This is a genomic window from Leptolyngbya sp. UWPOB_LEPTO1 (genome assembly GCF_017302695.1).
Taxonomy (GTDB): Bacteria; Cyanobacteriota; Cyanobacteriia; order Leptolyngbyales; family Leptolyngbyaceae; genus Leptolyngbya; species Leptolyngbya boryana.
On record NZ_JAFLCJ010000010.1, the window covers coordinates 112,134 to 130,942 of the forward strand.

The following is an 18,809-nucleotide window of genomic DNA, read 5'->3' on the forward strand; positions in this document are numbered from 1 at the left end:
GTTAAGAACTGAATAGACTTTTCTTTATGAAGATTTAGTAAAGAACTGATGGTGTTCCTGATCACAACTCTCTTGATAAGCAGCCTGAAACGTTGATTTCGCTGATAATTTGAAATTTCAAGCAGTTTGGAATCTGAATTGTACTAGGCTATACTGTTACGGAATGTTGTAATTTTGCCATCAAGGCGAAGTTGCAATGTTTTCAATCTGATGGTGTGAATACGGAAGTGACCATGTCTAATAATTTGTGGAAATCGCTGCTGGTTAATCCAGTGCTTTTGAGTGCGACCCTGACTGTCTCCGCGACGATCGGCATTGCGACCGCCGCTAATGCATCTGAAATTAAAGCTGATACGACCGCTCCGAGTGCTTCGCTTGACCAATTGAATGCATATAGCAACGAAGGAGTTGTATCGGCGAATGACGCTGGTCAAGTCACTTCAGTCTCACAATTGTCGGATGTCAGACCCACCGACTGGGCATTCCAAGCGCTGCAATCCTTGGTTGAGCGCTATGGTTGTATCGCAGGTTATCCCGATCGTACCTACCGTGGGAACCGAGCGCTGACTCGTTACGAATTCGCCGCTGGTTTGAATGCTTGTCTCGATCGCGTCAACGAATTGATCGCAGCATCCACGGCTGACCTCGTTAAGAAAGAAGATTTGGCAACCCTGCAAACACTGCAAGAACAATTTGCAGCAGAACTCGCAACTTTACGCGGTCGTGTGGATTCACTGGAAGCTCGAACCACCACTTTAGAGAAGCAGCAATTCTCCACCACTACCAAACTGCAAGGGGAAGCAATTTTCTCAATTTCTGGCGCACAAGGCGACAGCAAAGCAGTTAGCTCCTTGTTGGAGAGAAGAGCAGCAGAAACGGGCGCAGCCGTTGCAAGACCTGACGTTGACGACAATACCACCTTCAGCAACCGAGTTCGTTTGAGCTTGAGAACGAGCTTCACCGGACAAGACACATTGTTGACCCGGATTCAAGCACGAAACATCACCGACTTCGCGGGTGCAGCAGGCACAAACATGGCTGACCTCTCCTATGAAGGCGGTCGGACGGCAGACAACTCGGCATTCGTCGATAAATTGTTCTATCGTTTCCCGATCGGGCAAGGTGGAGCCGTTACCATTGATGCGATCAACGGTGAGTTCTACAACAACGTCAACAACTTCAACCCACTGCTAGCAAGTGATAGCCAAGGCTCGATCTCGCGCTTTGGTCGTTTCAACCCAATCTACCGTCAAGGTGCAAGTGGTTCAGGAAGCGGTGCGGGTGTAACTCTAAACTATCCATTGAGCCAAGCATTCACGGTATCGCTCGGCTATTTGGCTGATAATGGCAACGACCCGACCGACAAGAATGGCTTGTTCAATGGCTCAAATGCAGCATTGGCTCAGCTTGCTTTCAAACCCTCTTCAAATATTGACTTGGGTTTCACTTATGTCCGCTCTTATGACCGTTTGACAGGTGCGAGTGTTTCCAGTGGAACAGGCAGCGCTTTGTCGAACAACCCATTCGGTAATTTCATTAATGCAGGTGGAGTTCGGGGTTCGGCAGTTTCAGCAGACCACTTTGGTGTTCAAGGGTCATTCAAAGTGACGCCGGGTCTCGTCTTATCAGGTTGGGGCGGTTTGACCAAAGCCCATGCTGAAAACAGAGCAACCAACGCAGATGCAACAATTCTGAACTGGGCTGTGGGTCTTGCATTCCCTGACTTGGGTGGAAAGGGCAACATGGCGGGTCTGATCTTCGGGATGCCGCCGAAAGTGACCGATAGTGATTTGGTCGTGAACGGTATTCGTCAGGAAGACGAGGATACTTCGTTCCACTTGGAAGGTCTTTACCGTCTGCGATTGAACGACAAGATCTCGATCACGCCGGGCATCATTGTATTGTTCAATCCTGAGCACAACAATGCAAACGATACGGTTTATGTCGGGACAATTCGGACGACTTTCTCGTTCTAGTCTAAATTGATGCCTTGCTAAAACTTGAAAGCCTCGCGATTTGCGAGGCTTTTTTTATATCAAAAAATTGGAAACCTACAAAACCCTAGTGGATAACCGGAGTATACTAGGAGAAAGAGCCTTCAACTCGATCTGAAATCATCTGTTTACCTGAGTGTGCCCGTGGAGATTTCCTGTAAAAGCGAATATGCCCTGCTTGCGCTGATTGAACTCGCGATCGCTTACGAGAGCAAAGAGCCGCTCCAAATTCGGCAAATTTCTGTTCAACAAAATATTCCCGATCGCTATTTAGAGCAACTGTTGGCGATGTTGCGGCGGGGTGGGATTGTGCGATCGCAGCGGGGTGCGAAAGGGGGTTATCTGTTAGCAAGAGAGCCGTGGAAAATTACGCTGTTTGAGATCTTGGCATGTTTAGAAGGATTTGATACGCAGCCGATCGATCAAGAGACGGCGCTAAAATCTGGTAAAACGCTCGAAGGAGCAGTCATTTGTGAAATTTGGCACGAAGCTCAAGAAGCCGCAAATGCTGTCTTTCAGAAATATACGCTGAAAGATTTGTGTGAACGGCGAGATGCGCGTCGTCAATTGGACTTCATGTATTACATTTAATTTTTGCCCCGACGTAAGAGATTGCGTCATTTACCCATATTTTTCTCTATGCGGATTGCTCAGAATGTTACAGCTTTGATTGGACATACTCCTCTTGTCCAACTGAATCGCATTCCTCAAGCCGAAGGATGTGTCGCGCGAATCGTTGCCAAGCTCGAAGGCATGAATCCTTCGGCTTCAGTCAAAGATCGGATCGGAATTAATATGATTTTGGCGGCGGAACGAGAAGGATTGATTTCGCCAGGCAAAACAGTTTTAGTCGAGCCGACTTCGGGAAATACAGGAATTGCGTTGGCGATGGCTGCGGCTGCAAAAGGCTACCGACTAATTTTGACGATGCCGGAAACGATGAGTTCGGAGCGGCGAGCCATGTTGAGAGCCTATGGTGCGGAGTTAGAGTTGACTCCGGGAATCGAAGGGATGGCAGGTTGTATCCAACGCGCGCAGCAGATTGTCGATACGACGCCTCATGCTTATATGTTGCAGCAGTTTCGCAACCCTGCGAATCCTCAAATCCACCGTGAGACGACGGCTTCGGAGATTTGGGAAGACACAGAAGGCGAGGTTGATTTTGTTGTAGCGGGAATTGGAACAGGCGGAACGATTACGGGAGTTGCTGAGGTGATTAAGCAACGCAAGCCAAGTTTTAAAGCGATCGCAGTTGAACCTTCTAATAGTCCTGTACTCTCCGGTGGTCGTCCAGGGCCGCATAAAATTCAAGGGATTGGGGCAGGGTTTATTCCACCTGTACTGAATGTGAATCTGATTGATGAAGTGATTTCAGTTTCAGATGAAGATGCGATCGCGTATAGTCGGCGGTTGGCAAGAGAAGAAGGATTACTGTCAGGAATTTCCAGTGGAGCCGCTTTAAAAGCCGCAATCGAGATCGGGAAGCGCCCGGAGAATGATGGCAAGCTGATCGTGATGATTCAGCCGAGTTTTGGAGAGCGATATTTAAGTACAGCGCTATTCCAAGATCCAGAGTTGACGATGCCGTCCATGTTGAATGGATAAGGGTTTTCGGCTCGACCCAATCGTAGCCGATGCAAGAGATTTACCAATGGTCGCAACATGCATAGAAACGTAATTGATTGCGTTCTACACATGTTGCGACTATCTACTTTGCTGGAAGGAAATATCTTGTACTACTAGCGATCAGAAGAGATGCGATCGTATCTCTTGTTAAGCTGGATTAGTACTGCTATTCTGTTGCAGTTGCAGCGCTTCGGCGTTTGGGGCATTTTGGCAATCCTGTTCTCTCTTCTCAAAGTCATGTCTACGTCTTTATCGATTTCGCTCGATTCGCCTTCGTTAGAAGAGGCGCTAAAACATTACTTTGGGTATGACAGTTTTCGTCCGGGTCAGCGCGAGATCATTGAACATGTTTTGGCAAATCGAGATCAGTTGGTGATTATGCCAACAGGCGGCGGGAAGTCGATTTGTTTTCAACTGCCAGCCTTGCTCAAACCAGGATTGATGATTGTTGTTTCGCCGCTGATTGCATTGATGCAGGATCAAGTTGAACTCTTACGAGACAATGGGATTTCAGCAACATTTCTGAATAGTAGTTTGTCAGCAGAGGAGCGGCGATCGAGAGGTCGAGCGGTGATGGAAGGCAGAATTAAACTGCTGTATGTTGCACCGGAGCGGTTGCTGAGTGAGGATTTTCTTCAAGGAGTCATGCCGCACATCGTTGAGCGAGTGGGGATTTCAGCCTTTGCGATCGATGAAGCGCACTGTGTTTCAGAGTGGGGGCATGACTTTCGACCGGAGTATCGGCAACTGAGTACGTTGCGATCGCGCTATCCGAACATTCCCATCATTGCTTTAACTGCGACTGCAACGCATCGAGTCCGAGATGACATTGTGCAGCAGTTGAACTTACATCAGCCGCGAGTGAATGTTTCGAGCTTTAATCGTAGTAACTTGTACTATGAAGTTCGCCCAAAGACGAAAACGGCTTATGCCGAGGTTGTTCAGCAGATCAAAGAAACGCCCGGAGCCGGAATTATTTATTGTTTAAGTCGGAAACGAGTCGAAGAGATTGCAGCTCGGTTAAAGCAAGATGGCATTGCAGCACTGCCTTATCATGCTGGACTCAATGCGGAAACGCGCCAAGATAATCAAACTCGTTTCATTCGAGATGATGTGAGAGTGATGGTCGCGACGATCGCATTTGGGATGGGCATTAATAAGCCGGATGTGCGATTTGTAATTCACTACGACATTCCCAAAAACATTGAAGGTTACTATCAAGAATCAGGGCGAGCTGGACGGGATGGAGAACCTTCGACTTGCACCTTGTTTTATAGCTATGCCGATGTAAAAACGATTGAATACATCATTTCCCAGAAAGTAGACCCCAACACAGGTGAAGCTCTCGAAGATGAACAACGCATTGCGACTCAACAATTACGGCGCGTCATTAACTATGCAGAAGCAACCGACTGTCGCCGAACGATTCAGCTTTCTTACTTTGGTGAAGCCTTTGCAGGTCAGTGCGATAACTGTGATAACTGTAAGTTCCCGAAACCTGTTGAAGATTGGACAGTTGAAGCGCAGAAATTCCTTTCTTGTATCGCGCGATTTGCTCAACGAGGGCGCACGTTTGGCATGGTACATACGATTGATGTGCTGCGCGGTTCTAAAAGTAAGCGGGTTCTTGAGAATAAGCACGATACACTCAGCACTTACGGGATTGGGAAAGATATCAGTGCTGATGATTGGAAGATGTTAGGTCGATCGCTGATTCATCAACGTCTAGTAGACGAATCAACGGATGGTTACTCTGTGCTAAAACTCAATGATTTAAGTTGGGAAGTGTTGCGATCAGAGAGAAAGGTTCACATCGCGATCGATAAAGCTAAACCTGCGCTGACGATTGCTCAAACTGTTGCAGTTGATACGCCTGAATCCGAAGAACTCTTTGAGCGCTTGCAAAAACTCCGCAAACGTCTAGCAGACGAACAATCTGTGCCGCCGTATGTGGTTTTCTCGAATGCAAGTTTGCGGCTCATGGCACAGCAACAACCGCAGACGCGCCAGCATTTTCTCAATATTTCTGGGGTGGGAACGCGCAAGCTGGCACAGTATGGAGATGTCTTTTTAGCAGAGATTCGAGAGTTTCGAGTAGATAATGGGTTGCCGATCGAGATCGAGCCGACTTCAGAAGCCAAGATTACAAAATTAGAGAACCATGTGACAAAGCTCGATTCTGCTCCAGTTCCGCCTGCTGCGAATGAAGCAACTTATACGCAGCTTTATACGCTGGAACTCTTCCAGCAGGGCATGAAGCCTTCAGAGATTGCAGAGGAGCGCAAAATTCGTTTAAGCACGGTGATGACGCATTTGGCAGATTTGATTGAGATGAACTATCCGGTGGATCTCGATCGCTTAGTTGCGCGCGATCGCCAAGCAAAAATTCTCGAAGCGATTCAGCAAGCGGATGATTTCTCGCTGTCTAAACTGCGCGATCGCTTAGGCGATACTTACGGCTGGGATGAAATTCGGTTAATGCGATCGTGGTGGAATATTCAGAATCACTAAAGTTCTTTGAATTCGTAGAGGACAATTCCTGTTTCTGGATCATTGCCGATTTCAAGATAACCACTGTTTAGCATTTCTTTCAGTAAAGTTTCAACCTGCTGAAAACTTAGCCCGGTTGCCATTACGCCTTGAGTCACAGAGAGCCTACCATCTCTGGATTCTGCTGCTTTTAAAAGCTCGATCGTCGCTTGCTGCCGAGACATCGATTCCATCGAATCAAACAGCTTTGGCGATCGCATCGCTGCAAACTTGGAAGATTGCAATGTGATCTGCTCGATTTTCAGTGCGATCGGGTTTTGCTCTAATAGCGGTCTGTACTGTTCTCCAAGCCGAGCATTGTGAACTTCGACCATTTTGGGAATGAGAAGCAGATCAAATAACTGCCCAAAGCCGAACAGCCCAAATGTGCCAAGCCAAAGAAATCCTGTTGCAGTCTGACCATTGTAAAGGCGGTGCAGTCCAGAGAGACCCACTAATCCGCCTAACCATAGAACATAGGCTGTTCCGACTTTGTTCATAGCGTCGATCGCACTTCACTGCCGCTATGATAGCGAGAATTTCAGGTCTATTCGAGGTTACATTGAGAGTTAACTGGAATTTTCAACGCGGATGAAATGCGGAATGGCGAGGTTGAGCGTTTTACCAGAAAGCATTGATGATCGTCAGTATTTCACAAATGAACTTGATCGGGAATTAGGCTGCGATCGCGGTTCAGATCGATTTCATCGGCGACTTTACAAAGCGGTGAGTTACGGAAAAAATCGACGAGCGAAGCATTAGATTTCTGAGGAGCTAAGCTCTGGCTGAGACGTTGAATGAGACGAAGTTTTTCAGCAGGCTCAAGGTTGAGAAGTTGCTGTTCTAGTTCTTGAATGGTCATCAGCCATAGTTTGAACTCGGTTCTCTTAATTTTAAGGTGAGGCAGCACGATCGCGGATTAGGCGATCGTTTGAAGTTCAGTGAAATACCATTTGGGTTCTGCGTTTTCGGTATAGCGGGTGAGGATTCCGAATCGCACTTAATCTAAACCGAATCATCATGCCAAAATAATCGTAGAGACAATTTCCAATACTTCGGACAGTTTTAATTAGAGGCTCGACAAGAAAGCTATTCGTCCTTTAAGGCGATTTCCGTTAATGAATTTACCCGTTAAGCGGTCGAATTAAGACATCCCATTTCGGGAAATCTGGATTGCGTTCTAATCTGCGATCAACCTCACGCATCGCTGAGTTCGGAATGCAAATCCTTTATGCTTAAGGCTTTCCGTTGTCCACGGCATTTAATTTGATACAACGGAATTCAATTTGATACTCGATATCTCGACCCGATTCTGTAGCGTTCTAATGTGCTTATTATCCGCATTGCAGAATCGTCCATGTCTTACTAAACTGTCTCTCTTTAAGGTCAAATTTACGAATCCAGAAAAATATTAAGCCAACATCCCCCCACATTGCACCGATGTCATCATCCGAGTCAATTTGCAAGAGAAGCCGCCATTCAGAAGCATCAATCTTTAGAACCTTCGCTCTGGGGTCTTGATAACCGCTAGAATTGCCGCAATATAATCCATGAAAGACTAATTGGCACTCTATTTGCATATCCCCCTGAAGATTATTCGAGTGCCCCAAAAGCTGATGTAAGGGTTCATCCTGAACACATTCTTGCTTAAGATCATTGAGCAAATTGAAATAGTTGTCAATTTCTTCTGGATTGAAGTCTTCCTGGTCAAAAATTGTGGATGCATAGTGACTTGGTAGCGATGGAATCACCTTGAAGCCGATATTGTACTCTTGAAGACATAACTCCTCAATGTTGCTTCCCAGCGGTAACTCATATCTACTGAGTGTCTCAGATGTAGCTGCAGGAATGTGAACAACCGCTGAACCTCCACGATGCTTCGGATCATATCCCCAAGGTTTCTCAACCATGTCGTAGAAGAAGTAGAGCATTCCACGATGGGGGAGAGCGCTACCAACATCATAATTGATCAAATCAGAGCAATTGATTTGGGCTAAGAAACCAAGAGGATGCCCCTGGCAATATGGATATTCAAAATCTTGAGGAACATCTGGCAAACCACCGATGCGAGAAGTACCAATACTACCAGTACCTCTATTTAACTTAGAAATGTGAATTGCAGGGACAAGTAGTTCCTCAATGCGTTTAGAGACTCTCTCTAAATTATGCTCAGCAATCAATCGTTTGATTTGTTCTTTCATCAATTGCATAGTCATAGCTTTAGTTTATCACTATATAACTATATAATAGTAGTTTGGACAGAATTGTGACAAGAAAGCTGCCCATCGCTTAGGGTGCACATAATCACAAATGCACCGGATGGATAGCTATGGAAGCCATTGTACAGAGCCTGCTAGCCGAAGTGGGTGATTTCGCAAACCGCAGACGAAATTCTTAGTGACTTCATTTACCACAATGTTGAATTTCATGACTTCCATGAAATTCACGATCGACCTTCCTGAAGCGCTGCCAACGCGCCTCAATGCTCAAGAGCAAAGCTTGTCTCAAGTTCTAGAAGTGGGACTTGATGAACTGATTGCTAGCCCACAGACTGGATTTACAGGTTTTGCAGAAGTTCTGGAATTTCTTGCGAATCTTTCGACTCCCAAAGAGATTCTTGCATTGCGCCCCTCAGAAACGCTACAAGCTCAAATCGATCAACTTTCTGAAAAACATAAAGCCGAATCGCTGACTCCTCAAGAAAAGCACCTCTGGCAACAATACGAATATCTAGAGCATGTCATCAGCATGGCGAAAGCAAAAGCCTATCTCAAATTGAATCCCCAATGAATGCCTTCCGAATAAAATTCGGGGCTATACAAACGAAGTCCGCCGTCGCGGACTGATTCGGAAAATGGCTGTTAGTGTGCGAAGGCACACTTTGTTCGTTTAGCCGCGAATTCCATTCGCTAGGAAACAATGATTCCCCAGGAGACATCATGACCGAATCATAATCAGACCCACGCATAAAAATCGATTTTGAAAACAGTCTAATTTTGACCTTACCCCTGGATGAGTTGAACTAGATCCGCTTCCGAAAGGATTGAGACTCCTAACGTTTGCGCCTTTTCCAGTTTCGAGCCTGCCTTCTCTCCAGCAACTAAGTAATCTGTCTTCTTACTCACAGAATCCGTTACTTTACCGCCTGCTTTCTGAATCAAGGCTTGTGCTTCATCCCGCTTCAGGGTCGGCAAAGTTCCAGTAATCACAAAGGTTTTTCCTGAAATTGCTGTCTCAACTTGAGCAACTGGTACAACTTCGCCTTTGAGTTGAATTTCAGCTTGGCGTAAGCGATCGATGAGTTCCTGGTTGCCATGATTCTGAAACCACTGCGAGACCGATTGGGCAATCTCAGATCCAAATCCTGGCACGGCTGAAATCTGCTCAGGTGTTGCTGCTGCTAATTCTTCAACACTTGGAAACGCCTGGGTTAGAGTTTGAGCATTCACACTGCCAACATGCCGAATGCCTAACCCGTACAACACTCGTGACCAGGGCTGAGATTTAGAATCTTGGATTGCTTTGACAATCTTCTCGGCGGATTTTTTGCCCATGCGCTCTAGCGTCAGAAGGTTCTCGATCGTTAAATCGTACAGTCCCGCAACAGAATTCACGAGATTTTGATCCACGAGTTGAGCCACTAATTTCTCGCCTACGCCGTTGATATCTAATGCGTCACGGCTTGCCCAGTGCGTTAATGCACCGCGTAAGATCGCAGGACAAGAAGCATTAATACATCGCGTTACCGCTTCATTTTCGGGTTTCACAACTGGTTCATGACACTCCGGACAATGCGTCGGCATTTCAAACAGTCGGGCATTCTCTGGACGCAACTCGGTCAGCACTCGCACAACTTCAGGAATAATCTCTCCTGCTTTGCGAACAATCACAGTATCGCCAATTCGACAATCGAGTTCAGCAATGCGATCGCGATTATGCAAAGTTGCTCGCGACACCGTTGTGCCTGCTAGTTGCACAGGTTTCAGTTCGGCAACAGGTGTAATTGCGCCTGTTCGTCCAACATTGACACTAATGTTTTCTAAAATCGTTGGAGCTTCTTCTGCCGGATATTTCAGCGCGATCGCCCAACGTGGAAATTTCTGGGTAAATCCAAGTCGAGTTTGCAGGGCAAACGAATTGAGTTTGATCACAACTCCATCTGTCATATAGCGGAGTTGAGTACGATCGACTGACCAGCGATCGCAATAGTCCTGAACAGCTTGTAAATCAGCACACTTTTCTCGTTCTGGATTGACTCGGAATCCCATTTCTCGTAAGAGTTCTAAAGCCTGCCATTGCGTTTCTAGTTCACCTAGAACATGCAGCGTGTAAGCAAAGAAATCGAGCCGACGCTGGGCGACGATTTTAGAATCAAGCTGGCGTAAGGTTCCGGCAGCCGCATTGCGGGGATTGGCGAAAAGTGATTCTCCGGCTTTTTCGCGATCGCGGTTAATCTGCTCGAACGAGTCGAGAGAAAGAAATGCCTCGCCTCGAACTTCGACCACAGGCGGCGGATTTTCTAAATTCAGGCGCAGCGGCACAGACCGAATCGCCCGCACATTCTGAGTAATTTCTTCTCCGGTCATTCCATCTCCACGGGTTGCACCCCGCACCAGCACCCCATTTTCATACGTCAGCGCCAAGGCATTGCCATCAATTTTCAGTTCGCAGACATACTCAAATTCAGTCACATCGGGCGCAACTTTCCGCCAACGCTGTTCCCAAGTCGCCAAGTCGGCATTTCCGAAGGCATTTTCTAAGCTGTAGAGTGGAATATTGTGCTTGACTGAAGTAAAGTGGCTAGCAGGACGTTCTCCGACTCGTTGCGTCGGACTGTCTGGGGTAATTAGTTCTGGGTAGTGCGACTCGATCGTTTGTAGTTCACGGTAAAGCTGATCGTAGACCGAATCTTCGATCGTCGGCGCATCTAGCACGTAATAGTCATAACTTGCCTGCTGTAACAAGCGTCTAAGTTCTTGGACACGCTGCTGAGTTTCCGGGGTCAACTGTGCGACTGAATCCATGCCTTTTCCTCTGCCAATCTCAATCAGAGCATAGTTTACTTGCTAAAATCACTCCTCTACCAGGAAAATGATGTCAAAAGCTTCAGTATTTTAGTACTATTTTCGTTGATTAAGCTCAAGCAAGCTGAAAATTTGAGGATGAAAAAATAAGACTGAGACAGGATTGACGCATGTACTCTGTCTCAGTACGATTACAGAAGGGTGATACCAGATTGAGCAAAGAACGTTGTTAAGGTCCCGATTCGTTCTGGAAAATGTGTATGAACCCCCCATCCGAAATTCCACGCGCCCCCAAACCTGAATCCGAAGAAACCCCTATTTCAGAAGCTGGTGGCATGTTTGATGCATTTGTGAGTTTAGAAGAGATTGCTCCTGACGTAACGTGGTCAGATGCGATCGCAGATCAGTGGGGAATCCCAAACACCCCTAATCAAGCAGCGCCCAAAGTTCTGGAGCAGTAAAGTCCTGAATCGCCAGCGTGGTTCCCATGTGTTTTAAATCCTTTGGGGTTTGAGTCGATGCGATACCAACGGTCAAAATTCCGGCAGCGATCGCAGATTGAATCCCTAGAGGTGAATCCTCAAACGCGATCGCTTGATCGGGTTCGAGTCCAAATTGTTTCAATGCATAAGTATAGGGTGCGGGATCAGGCTTGCCGATGCCGACTTCTTCCGCCAGAATGACGCGATCGAACACATCATCTAATTGCAAAGCCTTCAGCATAAACTGAGCATTCTTACGAGGTGCATTCGTCACCACTGCTTGCTGGATATGCCGCTGTTTTGCCCAGTCGATCAGATCTATCAAGCCGGGAGTGAGCAGTAATTGCTGCGCAAGCGCACGAAACCGGGCTTCTTTTTGTTCTGAAAGTGCTTCACCCTCAGCAGCACTTAACTGAGGTAAGAATTTTGCGATCAAGCGCGGGTTCGTACTACCGCTCATTTCCTGCTTATAGAAGGTTTCGGTGATCTCAATGCCGAATTCTTTGAGACAGTCCTGCCAGGCAATAAAATGAATCGGGTCAGTGTCTGCGATCGTTCCATCCAAGTCGTAGAGAATAGCCTTTAGCGATTGCACGATCGTACCTTCACAAAACTTCACGGCTAAGGATAGCGTGAATCGGCACAACTAGCCATCTATTCAGCGGATATTTTTTGGCTTAGCACTGAGCGATCGATCGCGTTGAAGGGACACCGAAAATTGGAGTGGCATCTAAGCCAGTAACTTGTTGAAATTCAGTTGGCGTAAACGAGATCGCGATCTGGTCCGCCTGCCAATGGTGCAATAACGCTTGAACTTGCTGAAAAAACTCAATTCCTCGGGTCATGGGAACTTTCACCCAGTTTTGCACCAGAATTTCGACCAGTGCCAGTTCGATCAAGGCAGGCGGATACAGTTGTAACAATTCGGTCAAACAGTCTTGGCACAGCTCAATGTTTTCGCTATCTAACTGATAGCTACTGATGATGTGTTTTACTCGCTGTTGTTGAATTTGTTCCTGAAGGCTCATCGGAAATGAAATTGCGCTACAAACAAGCTTAGCTTAAGTTGATCAATTCGATTCACTTTCAATGATTGGACAAATGGTTGCAGCAGAATTTGTGGCTTGCTGTGCGAGTAATTCTTCTAATTCCTGCTTGAGTATTTGGAGTTGCTGAATTTGGCGATCGATGTCACTCAATTTACCTTTGAGCGCCTGCTGAACCCGCTCACATGGCAGATCTCCTTGATCGTGTACTTCTAAAAACTCATGAATCTCCGATAGACTCATGCCCAAATGTTGCGCCCGCTTGATGAAATTTAGACGAGTGAATACATCCGCGCTAAATAATCGAAATCCGCCTTCTGTTCTGCCTACAGTTTTGAGTAAGCCTAGCTCCTCGTAGTAGCGGATTGTTTTAATCGGAATTCCGCTTTCTCTTGCAACTGTACCAATCAGTTTTGCGTCTTCTTGAACCAACATTAGTTCTCTCCTGTTTGAATTTCGCTTTGAGGCGAACCCTTGCGACGTTTAGGTTTGCTCGATAGGAACCACCACAGTTCTAGACTGATTAATCCTATCCCGCCTAAAGTGACGATCGCTTTATTCTCAAGTGGCTGTTCGATGCGATGGAACTGTCCAGTTTGAGCAGGCTGCATTTCCATGTTGTGAGGAGTTTGAGCCACTGCACGATTCATCAAAAGTAATCCTAAAATAGCAATGAGTGTGTTTTTCATCTTCCAAAGGGCTTGGGTTGAAAATTGCGAAGTCGGAGCGCGTTCGTAACAACAGAAACAGAGCTAAATGCCATCGCTGCTCCTGCAATAATTGGATTGAGTAACCAACCAAAGAACGGGTAAAGAATGCCAGCCGCGATCGGAATGCCTGCGACGTTATAGATAAACGCAAAGAACAGATTTTGCCGAATGTTGCGAATCGTGGCACGACTGAGTTGAATGGCAGTCACAATGCCTTGTAAGTCCCCAGAAATTAGAGTGATATCACTCGCCGCGATCGCAACATCGGTTCCGGTTCCGATCGCGATTCCCACATCTGCTTGTGCAAGAGCAGGCGCATCATTGATGCCATCACCCACCATCGCAACAATTTTGCCTTCAGATTGCAAAGTTTCAACAGTTGCAGCTTTTTCATCAGGGCGGACTTCTGCAAACACCCGCTGAATATTCACCTCGCGTGCAATCACATCAGCAGTCCGGCGATTGTCTCCCGTCAGCATGACGACTTCTAAGCCGAGCTTTTGTAAAGCACGAATTGCAGAAATCGACGAAGGTTTTACCGCATCTGCGATCCCCATAATTGCTTCAACTTGGCGATCGACCGCAATCCAGACAACCGTTTTGCCCAGTGATTCGAGTCGATCCCACTGCGATCGCAAAATGCTCGTCTCAATGCCTAATTCTGTCATCCAGCGATGTGTGCCAATCTGAATCAGTTGATCCGCGACATAACCTTGAACTCCACTTCCCGCGATCGCTTCAAAGTCTTGAGCGCTCGTGAGTTCGACAGTTTGAGCTTGTGCATAGTGCACGACTGCTTCTGCTAAGGGATGTTCTGAGTTTTGCTCGATCGCAGCAGCTAAACGGAGCAGATTTAATTCATTACGATTCGCAGTCCCTCGAACCGTAACAAAATCCGTGACCGTTGGTTTCCCTTGGGTAATTGTTCCAGTTTTGTCGAGAACGATTGTTTGTAGTTTATGCGCCAGTTCTAAACTCTCTGCTCCTTTGATTAAGATGCCATTCTCTGCACCTTTACCCGTACCGACCATAATCGAGGTCGGAGTTGCTAAACCTAATGCACAGGGACAGGCAATAATAAGCACGCCAACTGTCGGAATCAACGCCATCGTCACATTGCCCATGACGTTGTACCAGAGAATAAACGTTGCGATCGCAATGGCTATCACCACCGGAACGAACCATCCGGTCACTTGGTCTGCCAAGCGTTGAATCGGAGCTTTTGAGCCTTGTGCTTGCTGCACCAGTTTCACAATCTGAGCGAGAAAAGTATCTTTGCCCACTCGTGTTGCTCTGAAGATAAAGCGACCTGTTTTATTTAAAGTCGCTCCAATCACCTCATCGCCAACTTGTTTACTCACAGGCACACTTTCACCTGTAACCATCGATTCCTCGATCGTCGATCGACCTTCAATAATCTCCCCATCGACCGGAATCTTTTCACCAGGACGCACAATCACGAGATCTCCGACCGTCACTTCCGCGATCGGGACATCCATCTCCTGTCCTTGGCGAATCACGCGCGCTGTTCTTGCCTGCAACCCAATCAGTTTACGAATCGCCTCAGAAGTGCGTCCTTTAGCACGATGTTCTAACAACCGACCTAGTAAAAGCAGCGCAATAATCACACATGCCGCTTCAAAGTAAACGTCTGGAGCAAGCCCTTGAGCGATAAACCACTGTGGAAAAAACGTTGGAAATAGAGAATATAGGTAAGCAGAACCCGTCCCGATCGCAACTAAGGTATCCATCGTCGCAGTGTGTCGCTTCAGAGCTTTCCAGGCATGGATAAAAAAAGACGCACCACACCAAAACAGCACAGGCGTTGTCAATATCAACTGAGTCAGTGGATCATGCAACTCCATCGGAATCCAGGGAATCGGCAGTCCGAGCATGGCAGGAAGCGACCCGATCACCAACACAGCGCTGATGATGCAAGCGACCCAGACTTTGCGGCGCAACTTGCGATTTTGAACTTGTCGTTCTCGCTGGTCTGCATCCTCTTCATCCGCTAGCACATTCTCTTGCATCGGCTGAGCAGAATAACCTGCGTCATCAACAGCTTGCTGAATCTCAGCTAGATTGGTTTTGCGAGAATCGTAAGCGATCGTGGCTTGCTCTGCGCCAAAATTGACGCTGCACTCATTGACACCCTCGACTGAGCGAATCGCATCTTCAATATTCTTCGTGCAGGCGGCACAACTCATGCCTTGAAGTTTGAGCGTGGTGGTTTCCATAAGACAAATTAGGAAAAGAACTAAGCAACCGTGTAACCTGCATCCGTAATCGCTTGTTTTACAGCAGTTTCTGAAGCCTGTGTCTCGATTTGGACAAGTTTAGTTTTGGTATCAGCGGTCACGATCGCAGTTGGATCGATCGATTTGATCGCGCTGGTAATCGTATCGCTACAAGCAGAACACGCCATATTCGGAACCGTAAGTTGTAAGGACATGAATCAAACTCCTGAACTGAAATTTGGAATCTTTATATGATCATTCTGAAATCTCTAGTGGGCTGGAGAGTCAAGTTATTTTTTTAGATTCTGTCTGAAGCATGAGAAAGAAGGCTGCCATTCTGGAATTCAGAACAACAGCCTTCTTTTCAATTTGATGCACTACTTTCTAACCCTAGGGCTTTGCAGCCGTTTGACAAGCCGAATCTGTTTGTACAGGCGGCATCAATGCCACAATATGAGGGACTGGGCGGGGCGTATAGCTCATCATTGACTCCCCTTTGAATGCCAGCGCGGCACTGGCTCCCGAATCGAGCATTACGGCTTCTCGCAATCCTGCTTTTGCTAGCGCTTCACCGAGATTCACGGAGTTGACATAATCACCCGAAACTCCGACAACCGGACGATCAGCTTGATCAATTCCCCAGAACGCGCGATCGCGCTCTGCATCAAAGCCAAACAATCCTCTAAATGTCTCTGCCGACTGAGGTTTGCCATCTTTGACTAACCAAGCTCCTGCTACAAATGCATCTTTCACCCCAAGCAATTCTGCCTCGACTCCCTCACGCGTGTTGTGTTTCAACGGATCAAACGGGATATATCGAATCGTTTGATCGTTAATTAACACGAGCGGTCGCCCTTCTAACTTAGAGAGTGATCCTTGAGGAGCCGCAACGAATTCGCCAGTTGCAGAACTCATCACAGGTCCAATCATCTTATTAGAATCGAGAAATTCCAGCGAGAAAAAGCCCCCATCAACTGCCGCGATCGCAGGCGTTCCCTGCTTAATTTCTACAACCTGCGCCCGAGTTTTCGCATGAATCGTCGTCGGTTTTCCACCGGCTGCCAAAATCAAGGGCACTTTATTCACAGTGGTCTTAGTCAACTCCACAGGTGCGCTGAAATTCAGACCATTTTTGAAGAAAGTCATGGCAGGTCCGCCGTTGGCTTCGGCGATCACTTTCTCAGTTTGGGACTGTCCAATCCGTGAAATATTGAATAAGTTCTCAGACTCCGCTGCAAACAAGTTTGCCTCGTCGCTCATTGTCCAAGCCGCTTGATACCCCGCCGCGATCGCAGCTTGTTGAACTCGCTCGTCGTTCTTGCCTTCTGGATAGACAAAATATCGAATCGGAATTCCTAGCTTGGCTTCGAGCATCCGTTTCGATTCGGTCATCTCAAACGCTAACTTTGCATCATCCTTAATCTCGCGTAAATCCGCTGGATGATTGACACTGTGCGATGCGATCGTGATTAACGGATCAGCCGCCATCTCCTGAATCTGCGCCCAATTCATCCCCGGACGGCCTCTAGGCTTGTCAATTTTGGCAGGATAAATCGAAAACGCACCCGGATACCCGTACTTCTTCAATAAAGGATAGACATATTTATAATGTCCTAAGTAACCATCATCAAAGGTGAGAACGACTGGCTTAGCAGGCAAAGGAATCCCAGTTTTCAAATGTTCGACGAGTTGATCCAAGCTAATCGGAGTCAACCCATTTTGTTGAATCAATTTTAGATGTGCCTCAAACTCTTGAGGAGTCACATCAAAAAAGACTTCTTTCTCCGCTACGATGTCGTGATACATCAGGATCGGAACTTTCGCCAATCGCGCTCTTGGATTGATTTGCGGAAACGGTGCTTCTGCGAGTTTTGCTTGCCAATCTTTCGCAAATTCAGATGATTTGGCTCTGAATGTCGTTGGTTTGAAATCAGTGGGAATCGATGTGGATGCTTGATATCCCAATTGCGTCCCCTGGGCACAAACGGGAGCAATGGCGACACTCAAACTAGAGTTGAGTTGCGGCGGCTCGTTGGCTAAGAACGTGGGAGTTAGCGATGAAATCTGGGGAGCCACTTCAGTTGGCAGCCAGCGATTCCCTGAAGCAACGATCGCACCTGCCCCAACCAGAAGCGGTAAACTCCCAACGGCTAGAAATTGCCAGCCAGCTTTGGGAGCGATCTGTTTCGAGAAGCCCAACAAACGAGTCCAAGGGGATTTTTTCATGGTGAGGTCAGGGGAAGGTCACTTGAACTATATACTCGATTTGACTTGCATCCCTAAGTCATGCAAATTACACAACGAGAGGGATGCTTGTCAATCATTTCCCTGCTAGTCTCTCCCAATCCGGTGAAAAATCTCTGCCTTGAACAACTTGTATAGAATTCACTGAGACACGATCGCAAATATTTTCAGTACTCAAATATCTTCAGTACTCAAACGCTCTAGCGCGACACGAGCCGCTGCTGCCACATTCGGATTACCGTCTTTTTCCAAATATTTCAAAGCAGACAGACTCTTCTCGCTGGGCATATTTCCCAACGCCTCTGCCAATCGTTGACGAATCAACCAATCTTCAGATTGAGCGAAGCGCAAAATTGCGTTGACCGCATCGACGGCTTTAATCTCTCCCAAAGCCGCGATCGCAGCTTGCTGCACGACAATTTCTTCGCTGTCTAATGCCTCCATCAGCACTTGTTTCGCCCGTGCATCTTTCAAATTCCCCAAGGCAACGGCTGCACTAAATCTCACAAGCCAGTCGGTATCTTCATAAAACAGTCGCACCAATGGCTCAAAGGCTCTGATGTCTTCTAAATAGCCCAATGCTCCAGCCGCATCTGCGCGAATCCCGTAGTCCGATTCGGTTTCGAGAATATTGAGGAGGATCGGAAAACTTTCATCGGTTTGCTTAATTCCTAACGCAAACACAGCCATCGATCGAATTTGTAAACTCTGATCATTCAAGACTTTTTTAATCAAGGGCACAGCGTCCTCAGCCGGAATATCTCGCAGATTGGCAAGCGCTACCATGCGATCGCGGGTACTGTCACTGTCGAGTTGCTGAGCGATTTGGTTGAGGCTGAGACTCATATTTTTTACAAAACTTAAAAATTGCATTTTCATTGTGACAGAATTCCGAGTTCTGTGCCGCCTCTATGAAG

General features: G+C 47.0%; 18 protein-coding genes. 6 read left to right on the forward strand and 12 right to left on the reverse strand.

The features are described 5' to 3' along the window. The first annotated feature begins 233 nt into the window (after positions 1-233). From J0L70_RS16345 to recQ, 4 genes are all read left to right on the forward strand, one after another. The gene (locus tag J0L70_RS16345; RefSeq protein WP_017288757.1) at positions 234-1,976 is read left to right on the forward strand and encodes an iron uptake porin; all 1,743 of its coding nucleotides are present in this window, start codon (positions 234-236) and stop codon (positions 1,974-1,976) included. A gap of 162 nt (positions 1,977-2,138) precedes the next feature. Continuing rightward, positions 2,139-2,585: an RrF2 family transcriptional regulator gene (locus J0L70_RS16350; RefSeq protein WP_017288756.1), complete on the forward strand. Its 447-nt coding sequence runs from the start codon at positions 2,139-2,141 to the stop codon at positions 2,583-2,585. 48 nt (positions 2,586-2,633) lie between these two features. Next, positions 2,634-3,599, forward strand: coding sequence for a cysteine synthase A (cysK, locus tag J0L70_RS16355; protein ID WP_017288755.1), 966 nt, complete (start codon positions 2,634-2,636; stop codon positions 3,597-3,599). A gap of 150 nt (positions 3,600-3,749) precedes the next feature. Continuing rightward, on the forward strand, positions 3,750-6,131 hold the full coding sequence (gene recQ, locus J0L70_RS16360) for a DNA helicase RecQ (RefSeq protein WP_287455279.1): 2,382 nt from the start codon (positions 3,750-3,752) through the stop codon (positions 6,129-6,131). On the opposite strand, the gene J0L70_RS16365 is transcribed toward recQ, so the two are convergent. The 3 genes from J0L70_RS16365 to J0L70_RS16375 form a co-directional block, all read right to left on the reverse strand. After that, on the reverse strand, positions 6,128-6,649 hold the full coding sequence (locus J0L70_RS16365; protein WP_287455280.1) for a TM2 domain-containing protein: 522 nt from the start codon (positions 6,647-6,649) through the stop codon (positions 6,128-6,130). The two genes, recQ and J0L70_RS16365, sit on opposite strands and share 4 nt — an antisense overlap. A 152-nt stretch (positions 6,650-6,801) precedes the next feature. Further along, a complete protein-coding gene (locus J0L70_RS16370) occupies positions 6,802-7,011 on the reverse strand; it encodes a hypothetical protein (RefSeq protein ID WP_287455281.1) in 210 nt (69 codons plus the stop codon). Between the two features lie 472 nt (positions 7,012-7,483). Next, positions 7,484-8,365, reverse strand: coding sequence for a YwqG family protein (locus tag J0L70_RS16375; protein WP_287455282.1), 882 nt, complete (start codon positions 8,363-8,365; stop codon positions 7,484-7,486). Between the two features lie 211 nt (positions 8,366-8,576). Here J0L70_RS16375 and J0L70_RS16380 point away from each other — a divergent pair, with 211 nt between their 5' ends. Beyond that, a complete protein-coding gene (locus J0L70_RS16380) occupies positions 8,577-8,939 on the forward strand; it encodes a hypothetical protein (protein ID WP_287455283.1) in 363 nt (120 codons plus the stop codon). 212 nt (positions 8,940-9,151) lie between these two features. Here J0L70_RS16380 and ligA read toward each other — a convergent pair whose 3' ends face one another. Then, positions 9,152-11,173, reverse strand: a complete 2,022-nt coding sequence (ligA, locus tag J0L70_RS16385; protein ID WP_287455284.1) for an NAD-dependent DNA ligase LigA — start codon at positions 11,171-11,173, stop codon at positions 9,152-9,154. Between the two features lie 260 nt (positions 11,174-11,433). On the opposite strand from ligA, the gene J0L70_RS16390 reads away from it, so the two are divergent. Then, on the forward strand, positions 11,434-11,634 hold the full coding sequence (locus J0L70_RS16390) for a hypothetical protein (RefSeq protein WP_190651982.1): 201 nt from the start codon (positions 11,434-11,436) through the stop codon (positions 11,632-11,634). On the opposite strand, the gene J0L70_RS16395 is transcribed toward J0L70_RS16390, so the two are convergent. From J0L70_RS16395 to J0L70_RS16430, 8 genes are all read right to left on the reverse strand, one after another. Continuing rightward, the gene (locus J0L70_RS16395; RefSeq protein WP_287455285.1) at positions 11,600-12,250 is read right to left on the reverse strand and encodes an HAD family hydrolase; all 651 of its coding nucleotides are present in this window, start codon (positions 12,248-12,250) and stop codon (positions 11,600-11,602) included. The genes J0L70_RS16390 and J0L70_RS16395 overlap by 35 nt on opposite strands. 82 nt (positions 12,251-12,332) lie before the next feature. Then, positions 12,333-12,683: a hypothetical protein gene (locus tag J0L70_RS16400; RefSeq protein WP_287455286.1), complete on the reverse strand. Its 351-nt coding sequence runs from the start codon at positions 12,681-12,683 to the stop codon at positions 12,333-12,335. A gap of 42 nt (positions 12,684-12,725) precedes the next feature. Beyond that, positions 12,726-13,136 (reverse strand): MerR family DNA-binding protein, encoded by a 411-nt coding sequence (locus J0L70_RS16405; protein ID WP_017288745.1) that lies wholly within the window; start codon positions 13,134-13,136, stop codon positions 12,726-12,728. Continuing rightward, a complete protein-coding gene (locus J0L70_RS16410; protein WP_017288744.1) occupies positions 13,136-13,390 on the reverse strand; it encodes a hypothetical protein in 255 nt (84 codons plus the stop codon). The genes J0L70_RS16405 and J0L70_RS16410 overlap by 1 nt, the downstream gene beginning before the upstream one ends. After that, the gene (locus tag J0L70_RS16415; protein WP_287455287.1) at positions 13,387-15,648 is read right to left on the reverse strand and encodes a heavy metal translocating P-type ATPase; all 2,262 of its coding nucleotides are present in this window, start codon (positions 15,646-15,648) and stop codon (positions 13,387-13,389) included. The genes J0L70_RS16410 and J0L70_RS16415 overlap by 4 nt, the downstream gene beginning before the upstream one ends. 20 nt (positions 15,649-15,668) lie before the next feature. Beyond that, positions 15,669-15,863 (reverse strand): heavy-metal-associated domain-containing protein, encoded by a 195-nt coding sequence (locus tag J0L70_RS16420; RefSeq protein WP_287455288.1) that lies wholly within the window; start codon positions 15,861-15,863, stop codon positions 15,669-15,671. A gap of 175 nt (positions 15,864-16,038) precedes the next feature. Beyond that, a complete protein-coding gene (locus J0L70_RS16425) occupies positions 16,039-17,874 on the reverse strand; it encodes a polysaccharide deacetylase family protein (protein WP_017288741.1) in 1,836 nt (611 codons plus the stop codon). A 192-nt stretch (positions 17,875-18,066) separates the two neighbouring features. Further along, on the reverse strand, positions 18,067-18,771 hold the full coding sequence (locus J0L70_RS16430) for a HEAT repeat domain-containing protein (protein WP_287455289.1): 705 nt from the start codon (positions 18,769-18,771) through the stop codon (positions 18,067-18,069). Between the last annotated feature and the right edge of the window lie 38 nt (positions 18,772-18,809).